This window comes from Salipiger aestuarii, from assembly GCF_003259905.1.
In the GTDB taxonomy this organism is placed as follows: domain Bacteria; phylum Pseudomonadota; class Alphaproteobacteria; order Rhodobacterales; family Rhodobacteraceae; genus Salipiger; species Salipiger aestuarii.
Genome location: NZ_QLMG01000028.1, coordinates 26,391 through 48,586, shown reverse-complemented (window position 1 = coordinate 48,586; position 22,196 = coordinate 26,391). Strand labels below are relative to the sequence as shown.

The window sequence follows — 22,196 nt, the reverse complement described above, 5'->3', positions numbered from 1 at the left end:
CAAGCGGCGGATCGGCGCGACGGACGCGGCGCTTGATCGCGATCAACGACGAAATCCGCCACAACTGTCTGCGCCGGAGCGCATGGTCGTCATCGGGCACTTGATTTGTGCGCCCGTCGCGCGCAGCTTCTGGGGATGAACAGCCTGACCCCCTTTCCGGGCCGCGGGCCGGCCTCGCCCGAGGTCGTCGCCTTCCAGCGGCCCGAACTGAACATCATCCTGTCGCTGTACGGTCGCATGGTCGCCGCCGGAGAATGGCGCGACTACGGCATATCCTCGCTGAAGGATCGCGCGGTGTTTTCGGTGTTTCGCCGCACCGCCGAGAACCCGTTGTACCGCATCGAAAAGACCCCGAAGCTGCGGGGCAGACAGGGCATGTATGCGGTGTTTGGCCCCGAAGGGCAGGTTCTCAAGCGCGGGCAGGATCTGAAAACCGTTCTGCGCGTGCTGGAACGCAAGCTGATCCGGGCGGTCGATACCGACTGACCGCCCGCGCCGACGTTACGGCTGGCCGATCATCGCGCACAACAGTTCGAACATGATGGTCACGCCCAGAAACGCGGTGCCGCCGGTCTGATCGAACGGCGGCGACACCTCGACCAGATCGGCACCGACGATGTCGACGCCCTGAAGCGCGCGCACCACCTGCAAGGCCTGATAGCTGTTCGGGCCGCCTGCCTCGGGCGTGCCGGTACCGGGGGCAAAGGTCGGGTCGACGAAGTCGATGTCGTAGCTGACATAGGTCGGCGCCGTGCCGACGATCTCGCGCGCCTCAACCATGACGTCTTCGACACCGCGGGCGTGCAGTTCTTCGACCGGGATGATGCGGATGCCGTTGGCGGCGGCGAAATCGCGATCCTCGGTGTCATACATGCTGCCGCGAATGCCGATCTGCACCACGCGCTTGGGATCCAGAAGGCCTTCTTCGACGGCGCGGCGGAACGGGGTGCCATGGGTGTAGAGCTGGCCACCGAAATAGCTGTCCCACAGATCGGTGTGGCTGTCGAAATGCACCATGCCCAGCGCCTCGTCACGCGCGACCGACCGCAGCACCGGCAGCGATGTCAGGTGATCGCCCCCCGCTGTCAGCGGTCGAATGCCGTTGAGCCTGAGCTTGTTATAAAAGGCGGTGATGCGTTCCATGCTGTCCAGAATATCGACCGGGTTCGGCCCGACATCGCCCATATCGGCGCAGGCCAGCGTTTCGAACGGGCGCAGCCCGGTCACCCCGTGCTGGGCGCGGATCATCGTCGAGGCATCGCGCAGCTGGCGCGGCCCGTGGCGCGGGCCGGGGCGGTTGGTGGTGCCGCTGTCCCAGGGCACGCCGATGATGCCGATATCGACCTCGGAAAAACGGTCGTGGTCGGGCTGCACCAGCGGCAGGCGCATGAATGTGGGAATGCCGGCAAAGCGCGGCAGGTCCATGCCCGAAACGGGGTGAAAGAAAGGGTCGGTGGTCATGTGATCCTCATGTGTGATGGCGACGAGGCAAACGTCTGGCGGCGGGATTTGCAAGCGGTTCGGGCAGGGTCAGGCGGACGGTTCGTCCTGCATCAGGATCTCGCGCGATTGCGACGCGAACTCACGCCGCAGGATGACCACAAGGGTAATCGCGGTTGCCCCCACCAGCGCCTCGCCCCCCAACAGCCAGGCGGCAGAGGCAATGCCGAAATAGACCGACCGAAGCCCCCGGTTGTAGCTGCGCGCGGCAAAGATGTTGATCTCGGCCGCCTTGGCTGCCCGATGATAGGCCAGTTGAGATTCGTCGTTGGGCACCGATCCCATCATCACCGAACAATAGCCGAACAGCCGGTTCGACCAGACGAATTTCAGGAATGCGTTGGCCGCGAACAGCAGGATCAGCAACAGCTTGACCTCCCACACGATCACCGGGGCATCGGCATCGGCGAATTCGCCCGCCACGCCGCGCAGCCGGTCGGCATCACCCAGCAGCGCAAAGATGCCGGATATGGCGATCATCGAGGCCGAGGCGAAAAACGCGGTGCTTTGGCGCAGCGATCCGACGATATGCCCGTCAAAGATGCGCGGTTGGCGGGTGACGAAATGTTCCATCCAGACGCGGCGGTACTGGGCCATCAGCTTGGTGACCGACAGGCGGAATTTCGGCGGATGCTCGATCGCCCAGGACGACGCCAGCCATGCCAGCGTCAGCAACGCCACCGCCACCCCGTCCATCACCGAGAAATAGCCAAGGCGGACGGCCCAGTCCATGGTCAGAACGGCTTGGTCACGACGACCCACAGGATCGCGATGACGCCGATGACGCTGACCTCGTTGAAGATGCGCAGGAACATGTCGGATTCGGTGAAAATGCCTTTGCGCGCGCGCATCACCAACCGCCCGGTCCAGCCGTAATGCAGCGCCAGCAGCGCCACCAGGCCGATTTTCAGATGCACCCAGGGCACGAAATCCCACTGCCAGCCCAGCCACAGCCCGGTGCCAGCCGCGATCACCGCCAACCCCGCCGAAAAGCGGTATAGCCGCACGGTCAGATCGCCCAATGGGCCAAATGCCCCCAGCCGGCTCCATTCGCGTTTCCAGTAGATCATCGCGCGCGGCACGGCGAAGATCGACGTCATCCAGCCCATCACGCACAGCAGATGTATGATCTTGACCCAGTCCATGCGCCCTTGATGTCTGCCTTGCGCCCCCTGCGCAAGGGCACTTGCGCGCCACGCGGCGGAAAGACCCTTTCCGCGGACGGCTAAATTGGTTATATGTCCTTACCAATCCACGCGCAGGAGAGCCGATCATGCAGATGCCCGAGCCAAACCTTGGGGTGATTTCACGCAAGGCGGACATCGTCGCGGCGCTGCGTCGCGTCCTGCCCGATGGGGCGGTGATCGACGATGTGGCCGAAACCCGCGCCTATGAATGCGACGCGCTGGTGGCCTATCGCTGCCCGCCGCTGTGCGCGGTGTTGCCCACATCCACACAAGATGTCGCGGCGGTGCTGACGATCTGCCACAAGATGGGCGTGCCGGTGGTGCCGCGCGGGTCCGGAACCTCGCTTGCGGGGGGCGCGCTGCCCACGGCGGATTGCGTGATCCTTGGGGTGGCGCGGATGAACGCGGTGCTGGAAACCGACTACGACAACCGCTTTATCCGGGTGCAGACCGGGCGCACCAACCTGTCGGTGACGGGCGCCGTGCAAGAGCATGATTTCTTTTACGCGCCGGATCCGTCGTCGCAGCTGGCCTGCGCCATCGCCGGCAATATCGCGATGAATTCGGGCGGGGCGCATTGCCTGAAATACGGCGTAACGACGAACAACCTGCTGGGCGTCACCATGGTGCTGATGGACGGCACGGTGGTGGAACTGGGCGGCGCGCATCTGGATGCGGGCGGGCTCGACCTGCTGGGCGTGGTCTGCGGGTCCGAAGGACAGCTTGGCGTGGTGACCGAGGCGACACTGCGCATTCTGCGCAAGCCCGAAGGCGCGCGCCCCGTGCTGATGGCGTTCGAGTCCAATGAGATCGCCGGGGAATGCGTGTCCGACATCATCAAGGCCGGCGTGCTGCCCGTCGCGATCGAATTCATGGACCGCCCCTGCATCGTCGCCTGCGAGGCTTTCGCCAAGGCGGGCTATCCCGATTGCGAGGCGCTGCTGATCGTCGAGGTCGAAGGCTCGGACGCGGAAATCGACGAGCAGCTGGCCCTGATCCTGGACATCGCGCGCCGCCACAACCCGGTCGAGCTGCGCGAGGCCAAGGACGCCGACGAAGCGGGCCGCATCTGGCTGGGTCGCAAATCCGCCTTTGGCGCGATGGGCCAGATCAACGACTACATGTGTCTGGACGGGACGATCCCGGTGTCCGAACTGCCCCGCGTGCTGCGCCGCATCGGTGAGCTTTCCAGGGAATTCGGACTGGACGTGGCAAATGTGTTTCACGCCGGGGACGGCAACATGCACCCGCTGATCCTGTTCAACGCCAATCAGGAAGGCCAGCTGGAACTGTGCGAACGGCTGGGCGCCGAGATCCTCAAGCTGTGCGTCGAAGTCGGCGGCTGCCTGACGGGCGAACATGGCGTGGGCATCGAAAAGCGCGACCTGATGTCGGTGCAATACCGCCCCGAGGATCTAGAGAGTCAGATGGCGGTCAAGGATGTGTTCGACCCCGAATGGCTGCTGAACCCGGCCAAGGTGTTCCCGCTGGATGCCTCGCAAGCGCGCAGGATCGCGGCGGAATAGGGAACGGCGGGACAAGGGGCGGCGCCTCGCCCCACGCCCCCTTCGCGATATTTGGAGCCAGAACAAACCATGAGACCGCAGACCGAAGACGAACTCGCCGGGATGATTGCACAGGCCCGCGCGCCCCTGCGGGTGCAGGGCGGGGGCACACGCTCGCCCGCATTGGCTGGCGAACCGCTGGAAACCAGCGGCCTGACGGGGATCGTGCTGTACGAACCGGGCGCGCTGACGCTGGTGGCCAAGGCCGGTACGCCGCTGCACGAGGTCGAGGCGGCACTGGAAACCGGCGGCCAGCGATTGCCGTTCGAACCGATGGACGCGCGCGGCCTGCTTGGCACGCAAGGTACGCCCACGGTGGGGGGCATGGCGGCGGCGAACGTGTCGGGGCCCCGGCGCATTCAGGCGGGCGCATGCCGGGATTACATGCTGGGCGTGCGGTTCGTCGATGGCGCCGGGCGCGTGATCCGCAATGGCGGGCGGGTGATGAAGAACGTCACCGGCTATGATCTGGTCAAGCTGATGGCGGGCAGTTTCGGCACCCTCGGCGTGCTGACCGAGATCGCCTTCAAGGTGCTGCCAAAGCCGGCGGCGCAGATGACGGTCGTGATCGAAGGGCTGGACGTCGCGGCCGCGGTGGCAGCCATGTCGCAGGCATTGGGATCGCCTTTTGACGTGAGCGGTGCCGCGCATCTGCCCGCCGTCGGGCAGACGCTGGTGCGGGTCGAAGGATTCGCGGATTCCGTTGCCTATCGCGCGCACCAACTTCGCGCGATGTTTGCCGCCCACGCGCCGCACATCGAAGACGATGATCTCGCGGTAGAGACGATGTGGCGGGGCATCCGCGACGTGGCGCCCTTTCACGGACGCGATGGCGATGTGTGGCGGATTTCGTGCAAACCATCGGATGCGCCCGACGTCGCGGCGCGGCTGGACGGCGCGCTGATGTTCGACTGGGGCGGCGGCTTGGTGTGGGCCTGCCTGCCGACGGGCTTTGATGCCCGCGCGGCGCTGTCGGGCATCGGCGGCCACGCGACACTGGTACGCGGCACCGCGCGCCCGGTGTTTCACCCCCAACCGGCCCCTGTTGCGGCGCTAAGCGCCGGGCTGCGCGCGCGGTTCGACCCCAAGGGCATCCTGAACCCCGGTCTGATGTCATGACCGCGCCGACGCTTGCAGTCTTCATCACCTGTTTCGTTGCGGCGCCGCTGCTGTTTGCGCTGCTGTTGCAGTTCGGTCAGTCGCTGCGGGTGCTGCTGTCGCTGGCCCTGTCCGTCGTGGTCTGTGTCGTCGCTGCCCTGCTGATGCAGGCGCAGGACCGGATGCTGAGCGCGCTGGCGCTGCTGGGGCTGTCCTGGGTGCTTGCCATCGCGATGGTGGCCGTGACCCTGCTGCGGCGCCTTTCCGGCGCGCGGCCCCGACGCTGGATCGTTCTGATCGGCATCCTTGCGACCACCCTTCCATGGTTCGGGCTGGCCACCGCCCGCAGCCTCATTCCCTGATCCGGAAAGCTCGCCCCATGCAGACCAATTTCACCGACCAGCAACTGGCAGATCCCGGCACCGCGCGCGCCAACGACATTCTGCGGGCCTGCGTGCATTGCGGGTTTTGCACCGCCACCTGCCCCACCTATCAGGTCCTTGGGGACGAGCTGGATTCTCCGCGCGGGCGGATCTACCTTATCAAGGACATGCTTGAGAACGAGCGCGAGCCGGACGCGCGCACGGTAACGCATATCGATCGCTGCCTCAGTTGCCTGGCCTGCATGACCACCTGCCCGTCCGGGGTGCATTACATGCATCTTGTCGACCACGCCCGCGCCTATATCGAAAAACGCTACAAGCGTCCGCTGTCCGACCGCGCGCTGCGCTGGCTTCTGGCGCGGATCATTCCGTATCCGGGGCGGTTTCGTCTGGCGCTGCTCGGCGCCAGGATCGGGCGCCCGTTCGCGCGATTCCTTCCCGATCCGCGCCTGCGCGCGATGCTGGAAATGGCGCCGCGCCAGATCCCCCCGGTCAGCCGCAACGACGACCCGCAAAGCTTTGCCCCGACCGGCGCGCCGAAGCTGCGTGTGGCGCTGATGACCGGCTGCGCGCAAAAGGCGCTGAACACCGACATCAACGACGCCACCATCCGCCTGCTGCGCCGGCTGGGCTGCGAGGTGGTGGTGGCCAGGGGCGCGGGCTGCTGCGGCGCGCTGACCCATCACATGGGGCGCGAGGATGACAGCCATGCCTCTGCCGCCGCCAACATCGGCGCCTGGATGACGGAAAAGCGCGACACGGGCCTGGACGCCATCGTCATCAACACCTCGGGCTGCGGCACCACCATCAAGGATTACGGCCACATGTTCCGCAACGATCCGCTGGCGCAGGACGCGGCGGAGGTGTCGGGCCTTGCCTGCGACATTTCGGAACTGCTCGCCCGGCTGATGCCCGAGGCCCCGGTTCAGGCGCGCAACCTTGCCCGCGCCGAAATCGCCGGGACCGATATGGCCCCCGCGCGCGACCCCGCCACAGGCGCCATCCGTGTCGCCTATCACGCGGCCTGCTCGCTTCAGCACGGGCAAAAGATCAAGGACCACCCCAAGGCGCTGCTGCGCGCCGCCGGGTTCGAGGTGGTCGAACCCGCCGACAGCCATCTGTGCTGCGGCAGCGCGGGCACCTACAACCTGCTGCAACCCGAGATTTCCGGCCAACTGAAGGACCGCAAGATCCGCACGCTGGAAGCCGGATCGCCCGACATCATCGCCGCCGGCAACATCGGCTGCATGATGCAGATCGGGTCGGGCACCGGGGTTCCCGTGGTCCACACCGTCGAACTTCTGGATTGGGCGACCGGCGGGCCAAAGCCGCCCGCGCTGCGGAAAACGTGACCCGGCCCTGAGCGCCCCATTTTTGACACATGCCGCCGCTACCTGCTGACGCAAGTAAAGGAAAGACATGCGGCGCCTGTGGATATCTTTGATGGCGATGTGGCTGCCGATGGCCGCCCTTGCCGATGGCGGCCTGTTCTCGATGAGCAGCCGCGAGTACGGACGTGCCTGGGAGGCGGTCGGGCGGCTTGAATTGGCCGGAAAGGCGTTCTGCACCGGCGCGCTGATCGCCCCCGATCTGGTGCTGACCGCCGCGCATTGCCTCTATGACACGACGACCGGAGCGCAGGTTCCGGTGGACCAGATCCAGTTTCTGGCGGGCTGGCGCAGCGGGCGGGCCGCCGCCTATCGGCGCGTGCGCCGCGCTGTCGCGCATCCCGACTACGTCTTTGATGCCAGTGAAAAAACCGAACGGGTGCGTCGGGATATTGCCCTGATCGAGCTTCAGCTGCCGATCCGAAACACCACGATTCAGCCGTTCCGGCTTGCGCCCGCGCCGACCAAGGGGGCCGAGCTTAGCGTCGTGTCCTACGCGCATGACCGCTCCGAAGCACCGTCGCTTCAGGGGCTGTGTGAGGTGCTGGCCAGGGAATCGCGGATGCTCGTGTTGTCCTGCCGTGTGGATTTCGGCAGCTCGGGATCGCCGGTATTCAACTTTGTCGATGGCGAACCGCGCATCGTTTCGGTGATCTCGGCCAAGGCGCAGGCGATGGGGCGCGAGGTGTCGCTGGGCACCGAACTGGACGATTCGCTCGACATTCTGCGTCAGGAGCTCGCGCAGGATTCGGTGCGCCTGTCGCTGGATGCCGGCGCGCGCCGGGAAACGGGGGCAAAATTCATCAGGCCCTGACATATCTGGCCCGCATCGGCGTTGCCTGTGCCGTGCTTGCGGCCCCCCCGGACCCTGTCCGCGCCCAACAGCGGGACACGGTGTTCGACGTGCTTGACAGCCGCGGCGCGCTTTTGGGCTGGGAAGGTGTCGGGCGGCTGGATTTTGACGACAGCTATTGCAGCGGCGCGCTGATCAGACGCGACGTCGTGCTGACCGCGGCGCATTGCCTCTATGATCGCGCCAGCGGGGCGCCGAAAGACACGGCCCGGATGACCTTTCGCGCAGGCTATCACCGAGGCGGCGCGATTGCCGTGCGCAAGGTTGTCGCCTGGGTGGTGCCCGACAGCTACGCCGCGCTGAAGGCGGCGGGCCAGTCAGCCATCAGCACCGAAGGGGTGGCTGGCGATGTCGCACTGCTGAAACTCGACCGGCCCCTGTCAAGCGCCGAGGCCGACCCCTTCCGCGTGCACACCGCCGCAGGCGCGGGCACGCGGCTATCGGTGGCCTCCTACGGTCGCGGACGTGACGAGGTGCTGTCGCGCGAACGCGACTGCTCGCTGACGCAGGTTTACCGGGGCGATATTCTGGGGTTCGACTGCGACGTGACCTTCGGGTCGTCGGGCGCGCCTGTCTTCGTGCGTGAAAACGGGCGGTTGCGCATCCTGTCGGTGGTGTCGTCGATCAACGGCAAGGGCGAAGCCTACGGCCCGACCTTGCCCGCCCAGGTCACGGCCCTGTCCGCACGGCTGAACCGCGCGGATGCGCGCCCCAAGGTCACCGCCGGGGCGCGCCGCATCACCGTCGGCGGCGGTGATCGGTCGGGGCTGACGGCGCGCTTCGTCAGGCCGTGATCCGGCGGCATGCGCGGGGTCTTGAAACCCGCCCCGGACACTCCCACATTCCGTTCACCTAGGGTGCCGAAAGGTCGGGCCCGCGGGTGTTTCAGCCGCCTGTCCCGTGCTGGGAAGGCGCATCACACATGGTATCGCTCAACGGAGGATTCCCCCCATGCGTCACTTTGATCTTGCCCCGCTTTACCGCGCCACCGTCGGTTTCGACCAGATCGCCGACCTGATGGACCGCGCCCTTGCCAGCGACGTGTCGCAGGCAACCTATCCGCCCTACAACATCGAAAAGACCGCCGATGATGCCTATCGAATTTCCATCGCGGTCGCCGGTTTTGCGGATGCGGACCTGTCGGTTGAACTGCGAGACCACCAGCTGGTGGTGTCTGCCCGCAAATCCGACGAGGACGACGGCAAGACGTTTCTGCATCGCGGCATCGCGACGCGCGCGTTCGAACGCCGCTTCACCCTTGCCGATCATGTCCGGGTCACCGGCGCCGTACACGAACACGGCATGCTGCACATCGACCTTCAGCGCGAGATCCCCGAGGCGCTGAAACCGCGCCGGATCGAAATCGCCCGGTCTTCGGATCGCCCGGCGATCGAAAAGGATGTGGTGGACGCGCAATCGGTCAACTGATCGGTCCCGAACGCCCCCACGAAAGCCCCGGCGGTTCGTCGGGGCTTTTGCGTGCCGCCGGAACGCGGGGGCGCCGCGCTTGTCGGCGCCCCGTTGCGCTGGTCACCCGGTATAGTCGGCCCAGGCCATATCGGTGCCGCCAAGCCCGCCCTTGAGCACGCGGGTCGGCAGGCCGATCCGGTCGAGCAGGGCAAGGAACGGTTTGGGGTCCAGCTCTTCGACGTTCTTCATGGACTTCGAATCCCATTCGCCCGTCGCGACCAGCATCGCGGCAGCAACCGGAGGCACGCCGGCGGTATAGGAAATCCCCTGGCTGCCGACCTCTTCGTAGGCATCCTTGTGGTCGGCGACGTTATAGACGAACAGCGCGATGTCCTCGCCGTTCTTCGTGCCTTTGACCAGATCCCCGATGCAGGTCTTGCCGGTGTAATCGGGCGCAAGGCTGGCCGGATCGGGCAGGCAGGCCTTGACCAGCTTGAGCGGGACCACCTGTTGGCCTTCGGCCAGCGTCACGGGCTGTTCCGACAGCAGGCCGATGTTTTTCAGCACCGTGAAGACGTTGATGTAGTGATCGCCAAAGCCCATCCAAAACCGCACATCGGCCTGCGGATAGTTGATGGCAAGGCTGTGCACCTCGTCATGGCCCGACTGGTAGGCCTGGCTGGGACCGACAACGGGCAGATCCCAGTTGTGGCCGCTGGCGAACATCTCGGTTTCCTTCCACTGCTGGTCCTCCCAGTAGTAGACGGTGCCGGTGAACTCGCGAAAGTTGATCTCGGGGTCGAAATTGGTGGCGAAATATTTGCCGTGGCTGCCGGCGTTGATATCGACGATGTCGATGGATTTCACCTCGTCCATCTGGTCGATGGCATAGCGCGCATAGGCATTCACTACGCCCGGATCGAAACCCGCCCCAAGGATCGCGGTCACACCCTTTTTCGCGCAGGTGTCGCGGCGTTTCCATTCGTAATTGGCGTACCAGGGCGGGGTTTCGCAGATCTTGTCGGGCTCTTCGTGGATCGCGGTGTCAATATAGGCGGTGCCGGTTTCGATGCAGGCATCCAGAACGTGCATGTTCACAAAGGCGGTGCCGACGTTGATGACGATCTCGACCCCCGTCTCGCGGATCAGGTCGGCCACCTGTGCGGATTGCATGGCATCGACGGCGTGGGCGGAAAAGGCGCAATCATGGCCCTTGGCCCGCACGCTGGCGATGATCGCGTCGCATTTCGCCACCGTGCGGCTGGCGATGTGCAGATCGCCCAGCACGTCCGCGTGCTGCGCGCATTTATGCGCGACAACCTGTGCGACGCCGCCGGCGCCGATGATGAGAACGTTCTTTTTCAACACAGAACTCCCTTTGATGATGAGGCGCCCGTGTCGGGGCGCAGGCGGATCACGACAGGGCCGCCGCGAAATCGTCGTAGGTGAAGGATTTCACCAGCCGTTCCGAGCCATCAAGCTCGCGGATGGCGATGGATGGCATCTGCACCCCGTTGAACCAGTTCTTCTTGACCATGGTGTAGCCGGCCGCATCCTGAATGCTGAGCCGGTCGCCCGGTTTCAGCGCCTTGGGAAAACGGAATTCGCCGAAGATGTCGCCCGCAAGGCAGGATTTGCCGCAGATCATCCACGCCTGATCACCCGCTTCCTGCATTTTTGCGCTCTCGCGATAGATCAGCAGATCCAGCATATGCGCCTCGATCGAACTGTCGACGATGGCAAGGTTCTTACCGTTGTAAAGCGTGTCGAGAACGCTGACCTCAAGCGTGGTGGACTTGGTGATCGCAGCCTCGCCGGGTTCAAGATAAACCTGCACTTCGTTCTCGCCCGCAAAGCGTTTCAGCCGCTCGGCAAGCCGGTCCAACGGGTAATCTTCGCCGGTGAAATGAATGCCCCCGCCAAGGCTGATCCAGTCCATGCGGCGGATGAGATGTCCGAAACGCTGTTCGATCATGCCCAGCATGGCGTCGAAACGGCCGAAATCGGCATTCTCGCAGTTGTTGTGAAACATGAAACCGTTGATGAGCTCGGCGACGGGCTCGATATCCTCGGGCGCGTGTTCGCCAAGGCGCGAGAACGGCCGCGCCGGGTCGGCGAGATCGAAGTCCGAGGTCGACACCCCCGGATTCACCCGCAGGCCGCGGGTGTGGCCGCGGCTGACCTTTTCGAAGCGCCGCAACTGCTGGGCGGTGTTGAAGATGACCTTGTCCGAACTTGCCAGCACCTCGTCGATTTCGCCGGGCGCCCAGGCCACCGAATAGGCATGGGTTTCCCCGGGAAACTTCTCGCGCCCGAGCTTGACTTCGAACAGCGAGGAAGAGGTGGTGCCGTCCATGTAGTCCGACATCATGTCGAAGACCGACCATGTGGCAAAGCACTTGAGCGCCAGCAGCGCCTTGGCGCCGGAACGCTCGCGCAGAAAGGCGATCTTTTCCATGTTCGGCAAAAGGCGGGATTTGTCGATCAGGTAGTAGGGCGTCTGCATGCGCGTCGGGCCTCGCTTGGGGTCGGGACGGGGATGCATCGTCCGGGCCGATGCTGGGCCGCCATTTAGCGCGCCTTGCCCTGCCCCGCAATGATCGACCGGAAAAAACGGGTGCGAGGGCAGAGGGGGGGCGCTGCCCCCCGCCTTCGGCTCCCCCCGGAGTTTACCCGGCAAGATGAAGGAGGGGCGCGGCGCCTTGTCTTCATCTTGCCAGAAAAACTCCCGCCGGAGGCTGTCGGACCATCGCGGCCAGGCGGGATTTCCGACATCGGGGCGGGCAGTTTTCGGCGCCCGCCCCGCGTTTTTCCGGATCAGTTGTCCAGCTTGAACGACCAGAAGAAGGTTTCGCCCGAGCTGTCATCGACGCCGTCGTTGTCGGTGGAAACGTAGACGGTGCCGTCTTCGGTGATGGCGAGCCCTTCGACCTTGTCGACGACGTAGCCGCCCCACGCCTTGAGGTCGGGGATCAGGTCGCGGACCTCTTCCTTGGACACCACGGGTAGAATGCCGCCGAGCGCCGCCGGGGTCATTTCGGCCAACGGGATGCGGAAGATCTTTTTGGTGACGGACTCTGCCCCGATCTGGTTGTCACGCTCGACGACATAGACGTAATCGCCATGGGCGGTGATTTCCGACAGGCCGGTCCAGCCTTTTTCCGGCGCGGCCTTGGCGTACAACACGGCGCCCCATTCGCCGGTTTCGGGGGTGTAGGAGACCAGCTTGACGTGGTCTCTGGGATCGTCGCCCCATTCGCGCTGGATCGCCATCCAGAGCGTGCCGTTCACCATGGTGACGCCTTCGAAACCAAAGCGCTTTTCGACGGCGCGCAGTTCGGCGGGCAGCGCGATTTCGTCTTCGATCTCGCCATTGCTGCCGACGTGATAGAGCGCGTGCGGGACGAGCCGGTCGGTGCGGCCTTCGGAAGCGATCCAGAAGCCACCCTGCCCGTCTGTGGTAATGCCTTCCATGTCGAGCTTTTGCGCCGGGGCACCGGCGCGGGTGACGCGCAGCGCCCTGGTGATCCGCGCCGGCGTGTGCGACGGGTCGATGGTAAAGATCGTCGGCTGGAAGCCGTAGAAGCTGTCGTTGACGGCGTAGATCATGCCGTCATCGCCTGCCACCATGCCCGAGATCGCGCCCCAGCCGATCGGTCCATCCGCGCCTTTCGACGTCAGCGTCGGGTATCTGGCCGCGCCTTCGGCGTAGTCGTAAACCATGACATGGGCACGCACGCCGCCGTCCTCGACGAGGTCTTCTTCGTTGGCGGTGGCCAGCAGGCCGCGCGACGGGATCGCCACGATGCCTTCGGGCGCGATGCCCGAGGGCAGCATCTGCTTCAGCACGGGTGCGCTGGGGTCGGTGACGTCGTAGACGCCCACGACCGAGCCGCGTTCGGACATCACGAACAGGTAGGGCGTGCCGTCGAAACTGGCGAATTCAAGCCCTTCGGGTTCGGCGCCTTTGGCGTCGGATCGTTTGTCGGGGTAATGGCCGACCTGAATCACCGCCGTTTCGAAATCGGTGCCGGATTCGTAGACCAGCGTGCCGTCCTTGGCGAAGATGGTGAACCCGCGCGAACCGCCGTCCATGTCGCCTTCGTTGGCGATGGCGAAATGGTCGTCGTCGATCCACTGAACCGAATCCGGCTCGCGCAGGCGGCCCGGCTGGCGTTCGTCAAAGACCAGCGCGGCGCGCTCGTCGGTGGCGTCGATGCCCTCAAGGTCGACCGACCCGGCGGAAAAATGCGACAACACCTCGCCGGACTTCGACAACACCGCGATGTGGTTGTTTTCCTGCATGGTCAGGACGATTTCGCCCAGCCCGTTGACGTCGACGAATTCGGGTTCGGGATCTTCGGGCGCAATCTCTGCAAGGCCCGTCACGTCGGCGGTCACCATGCTGTCGCATTGCGCCATGCCATCGGCCACGTCGAGGATGGTGACATAGCCCGCCGGCATCTGGCCCACGCGGCCGTCGCCCGCATCTTCGTCACGCTCGTTTTCGATGGCGATCACCACGAAACTGCCGTCCCTGGCAAGCGCCACCGAATCGGGCTGCCCGCCCAGATCGCATTCGCCCGTCACGTCGCCCGAGAGCGCATCGAGCACCACCAGCTTGCCCGACGGATCGGTGTAGCTTTCCGAGGTGTTCACGCCGACGAACGCCGTGGTGCCGGCAATGGCAACCGAGGTCGGCTCGCCGCCCATGTCGATGTTGCCCAGCGGCTTGGGCGACGTCGCATCGGTGATGTCGATGCGCCCGATCACGCCCAGCGGGCTGTCGGTGTAAACCAGCGTGTTGCCGTCTTCGGTGGCGTAGATGATCTCGGCCGAGGTGACGCGGGCGCGGTCCTCGCCATCCGCCATGTTGTGCGGCGTCGCGAACGACGCGATGCGGTTGAAGGTCATGTCGGCGCTGGCGGCGGAGGCCGTCAGCGCAAGCGCCGAGGTAAGGCAGATCGTGCGGAAGTACATGGATGTCCCCTGTCATGATGTCCGCAGCAGCGCATGATCCCGGCGTGTAACATCCCCACGACGATTGGGTGACGGTCCGGCGACAGCGCCGGTTTCGCATAAATTCGGGCGGTCGTTAACGCCCTGTCACAAACTTGCCTTAGTTTGGGGTGAACCCCGAAAACCGGAGACTGCCATGATGTCCCGCGCCCTGCTTTGCGGAGCCGCACTTGCCACGCTGTCCTTTGCCCCGGCGGCGATGGCCTGCACCGAATCGCCCACGGGCACCTATACCTGCAGCACCGACCCTTCGGACCCCGTTGCACGCGCAGGCGACGATGACATCATTGTAAACGTCGACACGGGCGCACGGGTCGACGGCGGCAGCGACGTCGCAATCGCGACCGACGACCGGATGGCGCTGACCAATGCCGGCACCATCGAAAGCGCCGGTAACCGCGCCATCGAATCCGACAATGACGCGACGATCACCAACACCGGCACCATCTCGGCGCTGACGGCGGATGCGATCAATGTCGGAAACCGGTTGGAGCTGGACAACTTCGGCACCATCGAAACCGGCGACGACGCAGTGCAGATGGGTGACCATGCCGTCATCGTCAACCACGCGGGCGCGGCCATCCGTTCCGACGACAAGGGCATCACCGGCGGCGACAACGGCACGGTCACCAACCAGGGCGGCATCACTGTGCTGAACGAAGGGATCGAGTTGGGCGACGACGCCATGGTGTACAATTCCGGCACGATCAGCGCGGTCGAAGACGGTGTGCAGATCGGGCGCAACGGCCACGTCATCAACAGTGGCGTGATCGAAAGCACCGGGCCGGATGGCGACGGGCTGGATATCGACGACGGCGCGGTGATCAACTCGGGCAGCATCACCGCCGCCGCGACATCCGGCGCGGGAATCGACATCGACGGTCCGTTTTCGGACGCGGGCGATGGCTTTCCCGGCGCCTATGACGCGCTGACGATCAACAACTCGGGTCTGATCCAGGGCGGCACCGGTATCCTTGTCGAAACCGAAACCTACACCGAACACGGTGAAGATTTTTATCCCAACCTGCAAAGTCAGATCATCACCAACACCGGCGCGATCCGCGGCACCGAGGGCACTGCCATCAACGTCGGCATGGGCGCAGATACCCTGCGCCTTGGCGCGGGGTCGGTGATCGGCGGCACCGTGCTGCTGGGCGGCGGCGACGACCTGCTGTCGTTCTTTGAAACCGGCTACAGCGACGGCTACGACAGCCTGTTCGATGCTGGCGATGGCACCGACGAAGCGTATTTCGCCTTTTCCGACGATCTGTTCGAAAGCCTGTCCTGGCTTGGCGGGGTGCTGACTTTGGAATTCGGTGGCGATGCCGGTGTGTTTGACCTCGCGCTGGCCGGTTTTGAAACCTACACGTTCGAGAATGCAGGCGGCGCAATCAGCTATTCGACCGCCGAGCTGGCGGGGCTGACATCGCAAGTGCCTCTGCCCGCGGCGATCTGGCTGATGGGCCTTGGCCTTGGCGGACTGGGCCTGACGCGGCGCCGCCAGGTCTGATCCTTGCGCTGGTGCGCCCTAGTCCAGCAGGCGGGCGGTGATGGGGCTTGCGGCATCGGCCAAGCCGTCGATGACGTCGAAATGGTGCCGGCCCTCGTCGATCACCAGCGGGCAACGCCATGCCTGCGACAGCCACCGCGCCTGATCGACAAAGGCAGGGCGTTCGTCCCCGCCGACCCAGACGGTGACCGGCACCTGCGGCGGCGCCATGGCCACCGGGCTTTCCGCCCATGCCTCGTCCGGATCAAGCCGCAGCGTCTGGTTCATCTGCGTCTGCAACAGCGGCCGCAGGTCGGCCAGCGGCGAGATCGGCATGACGTGATCGACACGCCCGGCAACCGCCTCGGGCAACATCCCCGGCGCGAGCATTCGCGCCACCAGATGCCCCCCCGCGCTGTGCCCCGCCAGCCGGATCGGGCCGGACACCTCGACCGCCGCCGCCATCACAGCCATCGCGATCTGCAACGTGATGTCGGCGATCCGCACATCGGGGCAGTGATCGTAGGACGGTAGCGCCACCGCCCAGCCCCGCGCCGTCGCGCCGCCCGCAAGATGCGTCCAGTCGGCGCGCCCGAATGTCATCCAGTACCCGCCATGCACAAACACAAGCAGCCCCCGCGGCGTGTCGATCGGCAATACCAGATCGAACCGGTTGCGCCCGCCCGGCCCGTAGGACAGCCCCTCGCGCAGGCGCCCGTCCGCGGCCATGTCCGCGCGCAACCGCGCTGCGGCGTCCGCCCAGCGGGGCGGATAGCTGTCCGCGTGCGCGATGAATGGCCCGTTGGCGTAGGCGTCGCTGAGATCCATGGAAATTCTCCGAGTTGGCGCTAGACTTCGTGCGAGACAGGTGCTCTGCCCTGCCCATAAATCAATTCCCGAGGAGAACGCCATGCTGGATCAGACTGCAACCAATCTTCCGTCTCTGCTGGACGATCCCAGCCTGCTGCAAACCAAGGCTTATGTAAACGGGGAATGGATCACCGGCGCGGACGGCGAATTCGACGTGACCAACCCGGCACGCGGCGACGTGATCGCGCGGGTCGCCAACCTGTCGCGCGCGCAGATCGCAGGCGCCATCGACGGCGCCTATATCGCGCAAAAGAAATGGGCGGCACTGACCGCCAAGGAGCGCAGCACGATCCTGCGCAGGTGGTTCGACCTGATCATGGCCAACCAGAAGGATCTTGCGACCATTCTTACCGCCGAAATGGGCAAGCCGCTGGCCGAGGCCGTAGGCGAAATCGCCTATGGCGCGTCCTTCGTCGAATTTTTCGCCGAAGAGGCCAAGCGCATCTACGGCGAAACCATCCCCGGCCACCAAGCCGACAAGCGCATCATGGTGATGAAACAACCCATCGGCGTGGCAGCATCCATCACGCCCTGGAACTTTCCCAATGCCATGATCACCCGCAAATGCGCCCCCGCGCTCGCCGCGGGATGCAGCTTTGTCGGGCGTCCCGCATCCGAAACACCGCTGTCGGCGCTGGCGATCTGCGTTCTGGCCGAACGCGCGGGCATCCCGGCGGGCGTGTTGAACATGCTGCCCTCTGACAGCGCATCCGAGGTCGGCAAGGAATTCTGCGAAAACCCCAAGGTGCGCAAACTGACCTTTACCGGCTCGACCGGCGTGGGCCGTATCCTGCTGGCCCAGGCCGCCGATCAGGTAAAGAAATGCTCGATGGAGCTGGGCGGCAACGCGCCCTTCATCGTGTTCGACGATGCCGATCTGGACGCCGCCGTGCAGGGTGCCATCATGTGCAAGTTCCGCAACAACGGCCAGACCTGCGTCTGCGCCAACCGGATCTATGTGCAGGCAGGCGTCTATGACGACTTCGCCGCCAGGCTGAAGGACGCGGTTGCCGCGATGAAGGTCGGCGACGGGTTCGAAGACGGCACAGACCTTGGCCCGCTGATCACCCCCAAGGCCATCGACAAGGTCCAGCAGCACATCGCCGATGCGAAATCCAAGGGCGCCGAGGTGATCCTTGGCGGCGGCGACACGCCGCAGGGGCCAGGCAACTTCATGGAACCCACCATCGTCACCGGCGCCACCCGCGAGATGCTGTTTTCGACAGATGAAACCTTCGGCCCCCTCGCGCCGCTGTTCAAGTTCGAAACCGAAGACGACGTGATCGAACTGGCCAACGATACCATCTTCGGCCTCGCATCGTATTTCTACGCCAAGGATCTCAGCCGGGTCTACAAGGTGGCCGAGGCGCTGGAATACGGTATCGTGGGGGTCAACACCGGCATCATCTCGACCGAAGTGGCGCCGTTCGGCGGCGTCAAGCAGTCCGGCCTTGGCCGCGAAGGCTCGCATCACGGAATCGAGGATTACCTCGAAATGAAATACGTCTGCCTCAGCGTCTGATGTCCCTGCTCGCGCCCGGCGACGATCCGGCCCCGGCCTTCCCCACGCTTTGCGCGTGGACACGGGCCGCCCGGACGGGCGCGGGATCGCCGTGGCTTTCGCCCGGCGATGCCGAAACCCTCGCGCGCCACGCGCTTGCGCGCGGCCTTGGGGTCAGACTTCTGGAAGCCGCCGCCCTGACACTGCACGAACCGCCCCGCGATACCGACTGGGAAATCCTTGGCGCCGATGCGCCAGGAGCCAACTGGGATGACCACCGCGACCCATCCCGCGCGCTCCACCTGCTTTTGACAAAGCTGCGCCAAGCCCGCACCGCTGGCGCGCGGCTGCAATACAAGCTTTGGTTGGGCGAACCCTGATCTGGCACCGGTTCCGGAAAACGGCTTTTGCCTGAAACGACCGGCCTGCCTCCGGCGGGAGTTTATTTGGCAAGATGAAGGTCAAGCGCCGCGCCCCGGCTTCATCTTGCCCGATAAACTCCGGGGGGCCCGCCAGGGCGGGGGCAGCGCCCCCTCCGCGGCGGCAATCAGCGCCGGACGCATCTGTGGCGTGCAAAGAGTCAGAAAAAGCTCTGCGGGTCGATGTCGATCGCCATGCGCAATTCGCCGCGCAGGCGGAACTGGGCAGCCCAGGCGGACAAGGCCGGTTGCAGGGCGACGCCCTTGGCGGCTTTCACCAGCAACCGTACACGATGTCGGCCCCGGACGCGCGCGATTGGCGCCGGCGCGGGTCCGTAGATCTGGGCGCCGATCTTGCGCAGCGGGGCGTCCTGCCGCGCCATGGCGTTGCCCAGATCGAAGGCCTCCTGGGCCTCGGTCGAGGACAGAATCACCGCCGCGAGCCGTCCATAGGGGGGCATTCCGGCGGCACGGCGCTCCTCTGCCTCGGCCTTCCAGAAGTTTTCCTCGTCCCCGGACAGAATCGCCCGGATCACCGGATGCTCGGGTTGATAGGTCTGCATCAAGGCGGTGCCCGGCTTTTCCGCACGCCCGGCGCGCCCTGCGACCTGACGCATCAGTTGAAACGTCCGTTCGGCGGCGCGCAGGTCCGAACCTTGCAGACCGAGGTCGGAATCGATCACCCCCACCAGCGTGAGCAGTGGAAAGTTGTGTCCCTTGGCCACAAGCTGGGTGCCGATGATGATGTCGGCGCCGCCGCGCGCGATCTTTTCGATTTCGTCTTTCAGCGCGCGGGCTGAACCGAACAGATCCGATGACAGCACCGCCAGCCGGGCCTCGGGGAACAGCTCGGCGGCCTCTTCGGCCAGGCGTTCGACGCCGGGGCCGACGGCGGCGAGCTTGTCTTCGGCGTGGCATTCGGGACAGGCGGCGGGTTTGGGTGTCGTCTCGCCGCACTGGTGGCAGACCAGGCGCTGCAGGAAGCGGTGTTCGACCATGCGCGCGTCGCAATGAGGGCAGCCGACCTGGTGGCCGCAGGCCCGACAGATCGTCACCGGCGCATAGCCGCGCCGGTTGATGAACAGCATCGCCTGTTCGCCCTGTTCAAGGCGCGCCCGTACCTGCGCCGCCAGTGCGGGCGACACCCAGCGGTTGGACGGCAGATCCTGCCCGCGCATGTCGATGGCACGCATTTCGGGCATTACCGACGCCCCGAACCGCGATGTCAGGTTCAGCCGCCGGTATTTGCCCGCATCCGCATTTGCCCAGCTTTCCAGCGACGGCGTGGCCGAGGCCAGCACCACCTGACCCGCCCCGATCGACGCACGCAGCACCGCCATGTCGCGGGCGTTGTACAGCACGCCTTCTTCCTGCTTGTACGAGGTGTCGTGTTCCTCATCCACAATTGTCAGTCCCAGATCCCGGAACGGCAGGAACAGCGCCGAGCGCGCGCCGACCACCAGCTGCGCGCCCCCTTGGGACACCTGTTTCCAGACCCGGCGCCGTTCGGTCATGGTCACGCCGGAATGCCATTCGGCGGGGCGTGCGCCGAACCGTGCCTCGACCCGCGTCAGGAATTCCGCCGTCAGCGCAATTTCGGGCAGCAGCACCAGCGCCTGGCGCCCCTTGCGCAGCGTGGCCGCGACCGCTTCGAGATAGACTTCGGTCTTGCCCGATCCCGTGACCCCCTTGAGCAGCGTCGTGCCGTAGCGTCCGCTCGCGATGGCGGCGCGCAGCACCTGCGCTGCGGTTTCCTGATCGTCGGTCAGCGCCTTGCCGCCGTAATCGGGGTCAAGCCGGGCAAAGGCGGTGTCGCGGGGCGCTTCTTCTTCGGACACGGCCCCTTGTTTGACCAGCCCCTTGATGACCGACGATGTGACCCCGGCGGCCTCGGCCAGTTCGCCCAAGGTCAGCGACAGCCCGCCCATGTCGCGCAGCACCTCCAGCACGCGGCGGCGCGGGTCGGTCATGCGGTCGGGTTCCCCGATGCCCAGCCGGTAGATCTTGCGCAGCGACGGGGCCTCGGACAGGCCCGGCGCGCGCGTGGCCAGACGCAGCATTGCCGACATCGGCGTCAGCGTGTAATCGCCCGCGCGGCACAGAAAGTCGCGCAGTTCACCCTGCATCGGCGTTACGTCGAGCACCCGGTTCACCGAACGCACCCTGGAGATGTCGAAATCCCCTTTCCCCGGCCCCCAGACCACGCCCATGATCTTGCGCGGTCCCAGCGGCACCTCGACATAAGCCCCCTGAAAACAGCCACCCGCCGGGGCCTTGTAATCCAGCGTCCGGTCCAGCGGCTGGGTCGTCAGAATGGCAACAAGGCTGCCTTCTTCAAAGAACGCGTCCATGGCAGGGGTTTCCGTTTGCGCAACACCGGGGGGCCTTTCGACCCGGCCCCGCATGGGGTAAGACACGACGAGGAAAATGCCAAGCATGGCCGGGGGGCCCAGAACAGATGAAATTCTTCGTAGACACCGCCGACGTGGACGCGATCCACGAACTGAACGCGCTGGGCCTGGTCGATGGCGTCACCACGAATCCGTCGCTTGTCGCCAAATCCGGGCGCGATATCTTCGAGGTCACGAAAGAGATCTGCGACCTGATCGAAGGTCCGGTTTCGGCCGAGGTCGTCGCGACCGATTACGACACGATGCTGACCGAGGGCCGCAGGCTCGCGGAAATCGCCCCCAACATCGCCATCAAGGTCCCGCTGACCCTGGACGGGCTGCGCGCCTGCAGGACGCTCACCTCCGAGGGGTACATGGTCAACGTGACACTGTGCTTTTCCGCCAATCAGGCGCTGCTGGCGGCCAAGGCGGGGGCGACATTCATCTCGCCTTTCGTGGGGCGGCTGGACGATCTGAACATCGACGGGATGGAGCTGATCGAAGACATCCGCACGATTTACGACAATTACGGGTTCGAAACCCAGATCCTTGCGGCGTCGATCCGGTCGGCCAACCACATGTCCGAATGCGCCAAGATCGGTGCCGATGTCGCCACCGCCCCGCCCGCCGTCATCAAGGCGATGGCCAGCCATGTGCTGACCGACAAGGGGCTTGCCGCCTTTCTGACCGACGCCCAAAGCGCCGGCATCAAGATCGTCTGATCGCGATATGGGCAAGGGGTTTCCACGGTCCACACGTCACGCCGAAGCAGCGCTGAGCCTGATCGACAAGCGGGCGCTGATCCTTGCCTATCAGACCTGTCAGCAGGAACTTTACCGCGCTTCCGCGGAGGATTTCGGAGAGGCGTTCGACGAAATGCTCGACGAGGCGCTGAGCACCGGCGACGCAGACGGGCTGCTGTCGCGCGGCGCGCGGGGCGTGCTGCTGGATCTGCGCGAAACCCTGCGCGAGCTGCCCGAGGAATGGCCGCTGCTGCGATCTTGCCTTGACGCCGCCCTGCCCCACACGGTGACCGGGCCGGTCTTTGCCTGGCTTGAAGACGATCTCTGACGGATCGCGCGCGACCCCGCCGGCCCGTGTTGCAGGGTGGCGGCCCGGCGTCA

Annotated in this window: 21 protein-coding genes; 13 read left to right on the top strand and 8 right to left on the bottom strand. The window is 65.3% G+C overall.

All coding sequences use genetic code 11. The annotated features are described in order from the left end of the window. The first annotated feature begins 135 nt into the window (after positions 1-135). Positions 136-486 carry a DUF2794 domain-containing protein gene (locus ATI53_RS14655; protein WP_009505459.1) on the top strand — a complete coding sequence of 117 codons (351 nt, stop codon included), beginning with the start codon at positions 136-138 and terminating at the stop codon, positions 484-486. Between the two features lie 15 nt (positions 487-501). On the opposite strand, the gene speB is transcribed toward ATI53_RS14655, so the two are convergent. From speB to ATI53_RS14640, 3 genes are all read right to left on the bottom strand, one after another. Then, complete coding sequence (gene speB / locus ATI53_RS14650; RefSeq protein WP_111550712.1) at positions 502-1,461, bottom strand: agmatinase; 960 nt, start codon at positions 1,459-1,461, stop codon at positions 502-504. 69 nt (positions 1,462-1,530) lie between these two features. Further along, positions 1,531-2,232, bottom strand: coding sequence for a DUF599 domain-containing protein (locus ATI53_RS14645; RefSeq protein WP_009505461.1), 702 nt, complete (start codon positions 2,230-2,232; stop codon positions 1,531-1,533). 2 nt (positions 2,233-2,234) lie between these two features. Further along, positions 2,235-2,645: a CopD family protein gene (locus tag ATI53_RS14640; protein WP_009505462.1), complete on the bottom strand. Its 411-nt coding sequence runs from the start codon at positions 2,643-2,645 to the stop codon at positions 2,235-2,237. Between the two features lie 128 nt (positions 2,646-2,773). On the opposite strand from ATI53_RS14640, the gene ATI53_RS14635 reads away from it, so the two are divergent. From ATI53_RS14635 to ATI53_RS14605, 7 genes are all read left to right on the top strand, one after another. Further along, the gene (locus ATI53_RS14635; protein WP_009505463.1) at positions 2,774-4,213 is read left to right on the top strand and encodes an FAD-linked oxidase C-terminal domain-containing protein; all 1,440 of its coding nucleotides are present in this window, start codon (positions 2,774-2,776) and stop codon (positions 4,211-4,213) included. A gap of 69 nt (positions 4,214-4,282) precedes the next feature. Next, entirely contained in the window at positions 4,283-5,371 is a 1,089-nt protein-coding gene (locus tag ATI53_RS14630; protein ID WP_111550711.1) for an FAD-binding protein, read from the top strand. Beyond that, positions 5,368-5,712, top strand: coding sequence for a hypothetical protein (locus tag ATI53_RS14625; RefSeq protein ID WP_009505465.1), 345 nt, complete (start codon positions 5,368-5,370; stop codon positions 5,710-5,712). The genes ATI53_RS14630 and ATI53_RS14625 overlap by 4 nt, the downstream gene beginning before the upstream one ends. A 17-nt stretch (positions 5,713-5,729) precedes the next feature. Then, positions 5,730-7,085, top strand: a complete 1,356-nt coding sequence (glcF, locus tag ATI53_RS14620; RefSeq protein ID WP_111550710.1) for a glycolate oxidase subunit GlcF — start codon at positions 5,730-5,732, stop codon at positions 7,083-7,085. A gap of 91 nt (positions 7,086-7,176) precedes the next feature. Continuing rightward, positions 7,177-7,935: a trypsin-like serine peptidase gene (locus ATI53_RS14615; protein ID WP_223865974.1), complete on the top strand. Its 759-nt coding sequence runs from the start codon at positions 7,177-7,179 to the stop codon at positions 7,933-7,935. Between the two features lie 89 nt (positions 7,936-8,024). Continuing rightward, positions 8,025-8,768, top strand: coding sequence for a trypsin-like serine peptidase (locus ATI53_RS14610; RefSeq protein WP_240778585.1), 744 nt, complete (start codon positions 8,025-8,027; stop codon positions 8,766-8,768). 157 nt (positions 8,769-8,925) lie between these two features. Then, complete coding sequence (locus ATI53_RS14605; protein WP_009505469.1) at positions 8,926-9,402, top strand: Hsp20 family protein; 477 nt, start codon at positions 8,926-8,928, stop codon at positions 9,400-9,402. A 102-nt stretch (positions 9,403-9,504) separates the two neighbouring features. On the opposite strand, the gene ATI53_RS14600 is transcribed toward ATI53_RS14605, so the two are convergent. The 3 genes from ATI53_RS14600 to ATI53_RS14590 all read right to left on the bottom strand — a co-directional run bounded on the left by ATI53_RS14600 (position 9,505) and on the right by ATI53_RS14590 (position 14,364). Continuing rightward, entirely contained in the window at positions 9,505-10,749 is a 1,245-nt protein-coding gene (locus tag ATI53_RS14600; protein WP_111550708.1) for a saccharopine dehydrogenase family protein, read from the bottom strand. A 49-nt stretch (positions 10,750-10,798) separates the two neighbouring features. Then, positions 10,799-11,890: a carboxynorspermidine decarboxylase gene (locus tag ATI53_RS14595; protein WP_111550707.1), complete on the bottom strand. Its 1,092-nt coding sequence runs from the start codon at positions 11,888-11,890 to the stop codon at positions 10,799-10,801. 311 nt (positions 11,891-12,201) lie between these two features. After that, positions 12,202-14,364 (bottom strand): esterase-like activity of phytase family protein, encoded by a 2,163-nt coding sequence (locus ATI53_RS14590; RefSeq protein WP_111550706.1) that lies wholly within the window; start codon positions 14,362-14,364, stop codon positions 12,202-12,204. Positions 14,365-14,539: 175 nt separating this feature from the next. Here ATI53_RS14590 and ATI53_RS14585 point away from each other — a divergent pair, with 175 nt between their 5' ends. Then, positions 14,540-15,913 (top strand): VPLPA-CTERM sorting domain-containing protein, encoded by a 1,374-nt coding sequence (locus ATI53_RS14585; protein WP_111550705.1) that lies wholly within the window; start codon positions 14,540-14,542, stop codon positions 15,911-15,913. 18 nt (positions 15,914-15,931) lie between these two features. On the opposite strand, the gene ATI53_RS14580 is transcribed toward ATI53_RS14585, so the two are convergent. Then, a complete protein-coding gene (locus tag ATI53_RS14580) occupies positions 15,932-16,720 on the bottom strand; it encodes a hormone-sensitive lipase (protein ID WP_111550704.1) in 789 nt (262 codons plus the stop codon). An 82-nt stretch (positions 16,721-16,802) separates the two neighbouring features. Between ATI53_RS14580 and ATI53_RS14575 the strand changes: the two genes are divergently transcribed. After that, positions 16,803-18,284, top strand: coding sequence for an NAD-dependent succinate-semialdehyde dehydrogenase (locus ATI53_RS14575; protein ID WP_009505475.1), 1,482 nt, complete (start codon positions 16,803-16,805; stop codon positions 18,282-18,284). Further along, positions 18,284-18,643, top strand: coding sequence for a hypothetical protein (locus ATI53_RS14570; protein WP_009505476.1), 360 nt, complete (start codon positions 18,284-18,286; stop codon positions 18,641-18,643). Before ATI53_RS14575 ends, ATI53_RS14570 begins: the two co-directional genes overlap by 1 nt. 200 nt (positions 18,644-18,843) lie before the next feature. Here the strand turns inward: ATI53_RS14570 and ATI53_RS14565 are convergent, their stop codons facing one another. Then, a complete protein-coding gene (locus ATI53_RS14565; protein ID WP_111550703.1) occupies positions 18,844-21,033 on the bottom strand; it encodes a primosomal protein N' in 2,190 nt (729 codons plus the stop codon). Positions 21,034-21,140: 107 nt separating this feature from the next. On the opposite strand from ATI53_RS14565, the gene fsa reads away from it, so the two are divergent. Together fsa and ATI53_RS14555 are read left to right on the top strand one after the other, a co-directional pair. Next, a complete protein-coding gene (fsa, locus tag ATI53_RS14560; RefSeq protein WP_009505478.1) occupies positions 21,141-21,794 on the top strand; it encodes a fructose-6-phosphate aldolase in 654 nt (217 codons plus the stop codon). Positions 21,795-21,801: 7 nt separating this feature from the next. Next, the gene (locus ATI53_RS14555; protein ID WP_009505479.1) at positions 21,802-22,143 is read left to right on the top strand and encodes a hypothetical protein; all 342 of its coding nucleotides are present in this window, start codon (positions 21,802-21,804) and stop codon (positions 22,141-22,143) included. The last annotated feature ends 53 nt before the right edge of the window (positions 22,144-22,196 follow it).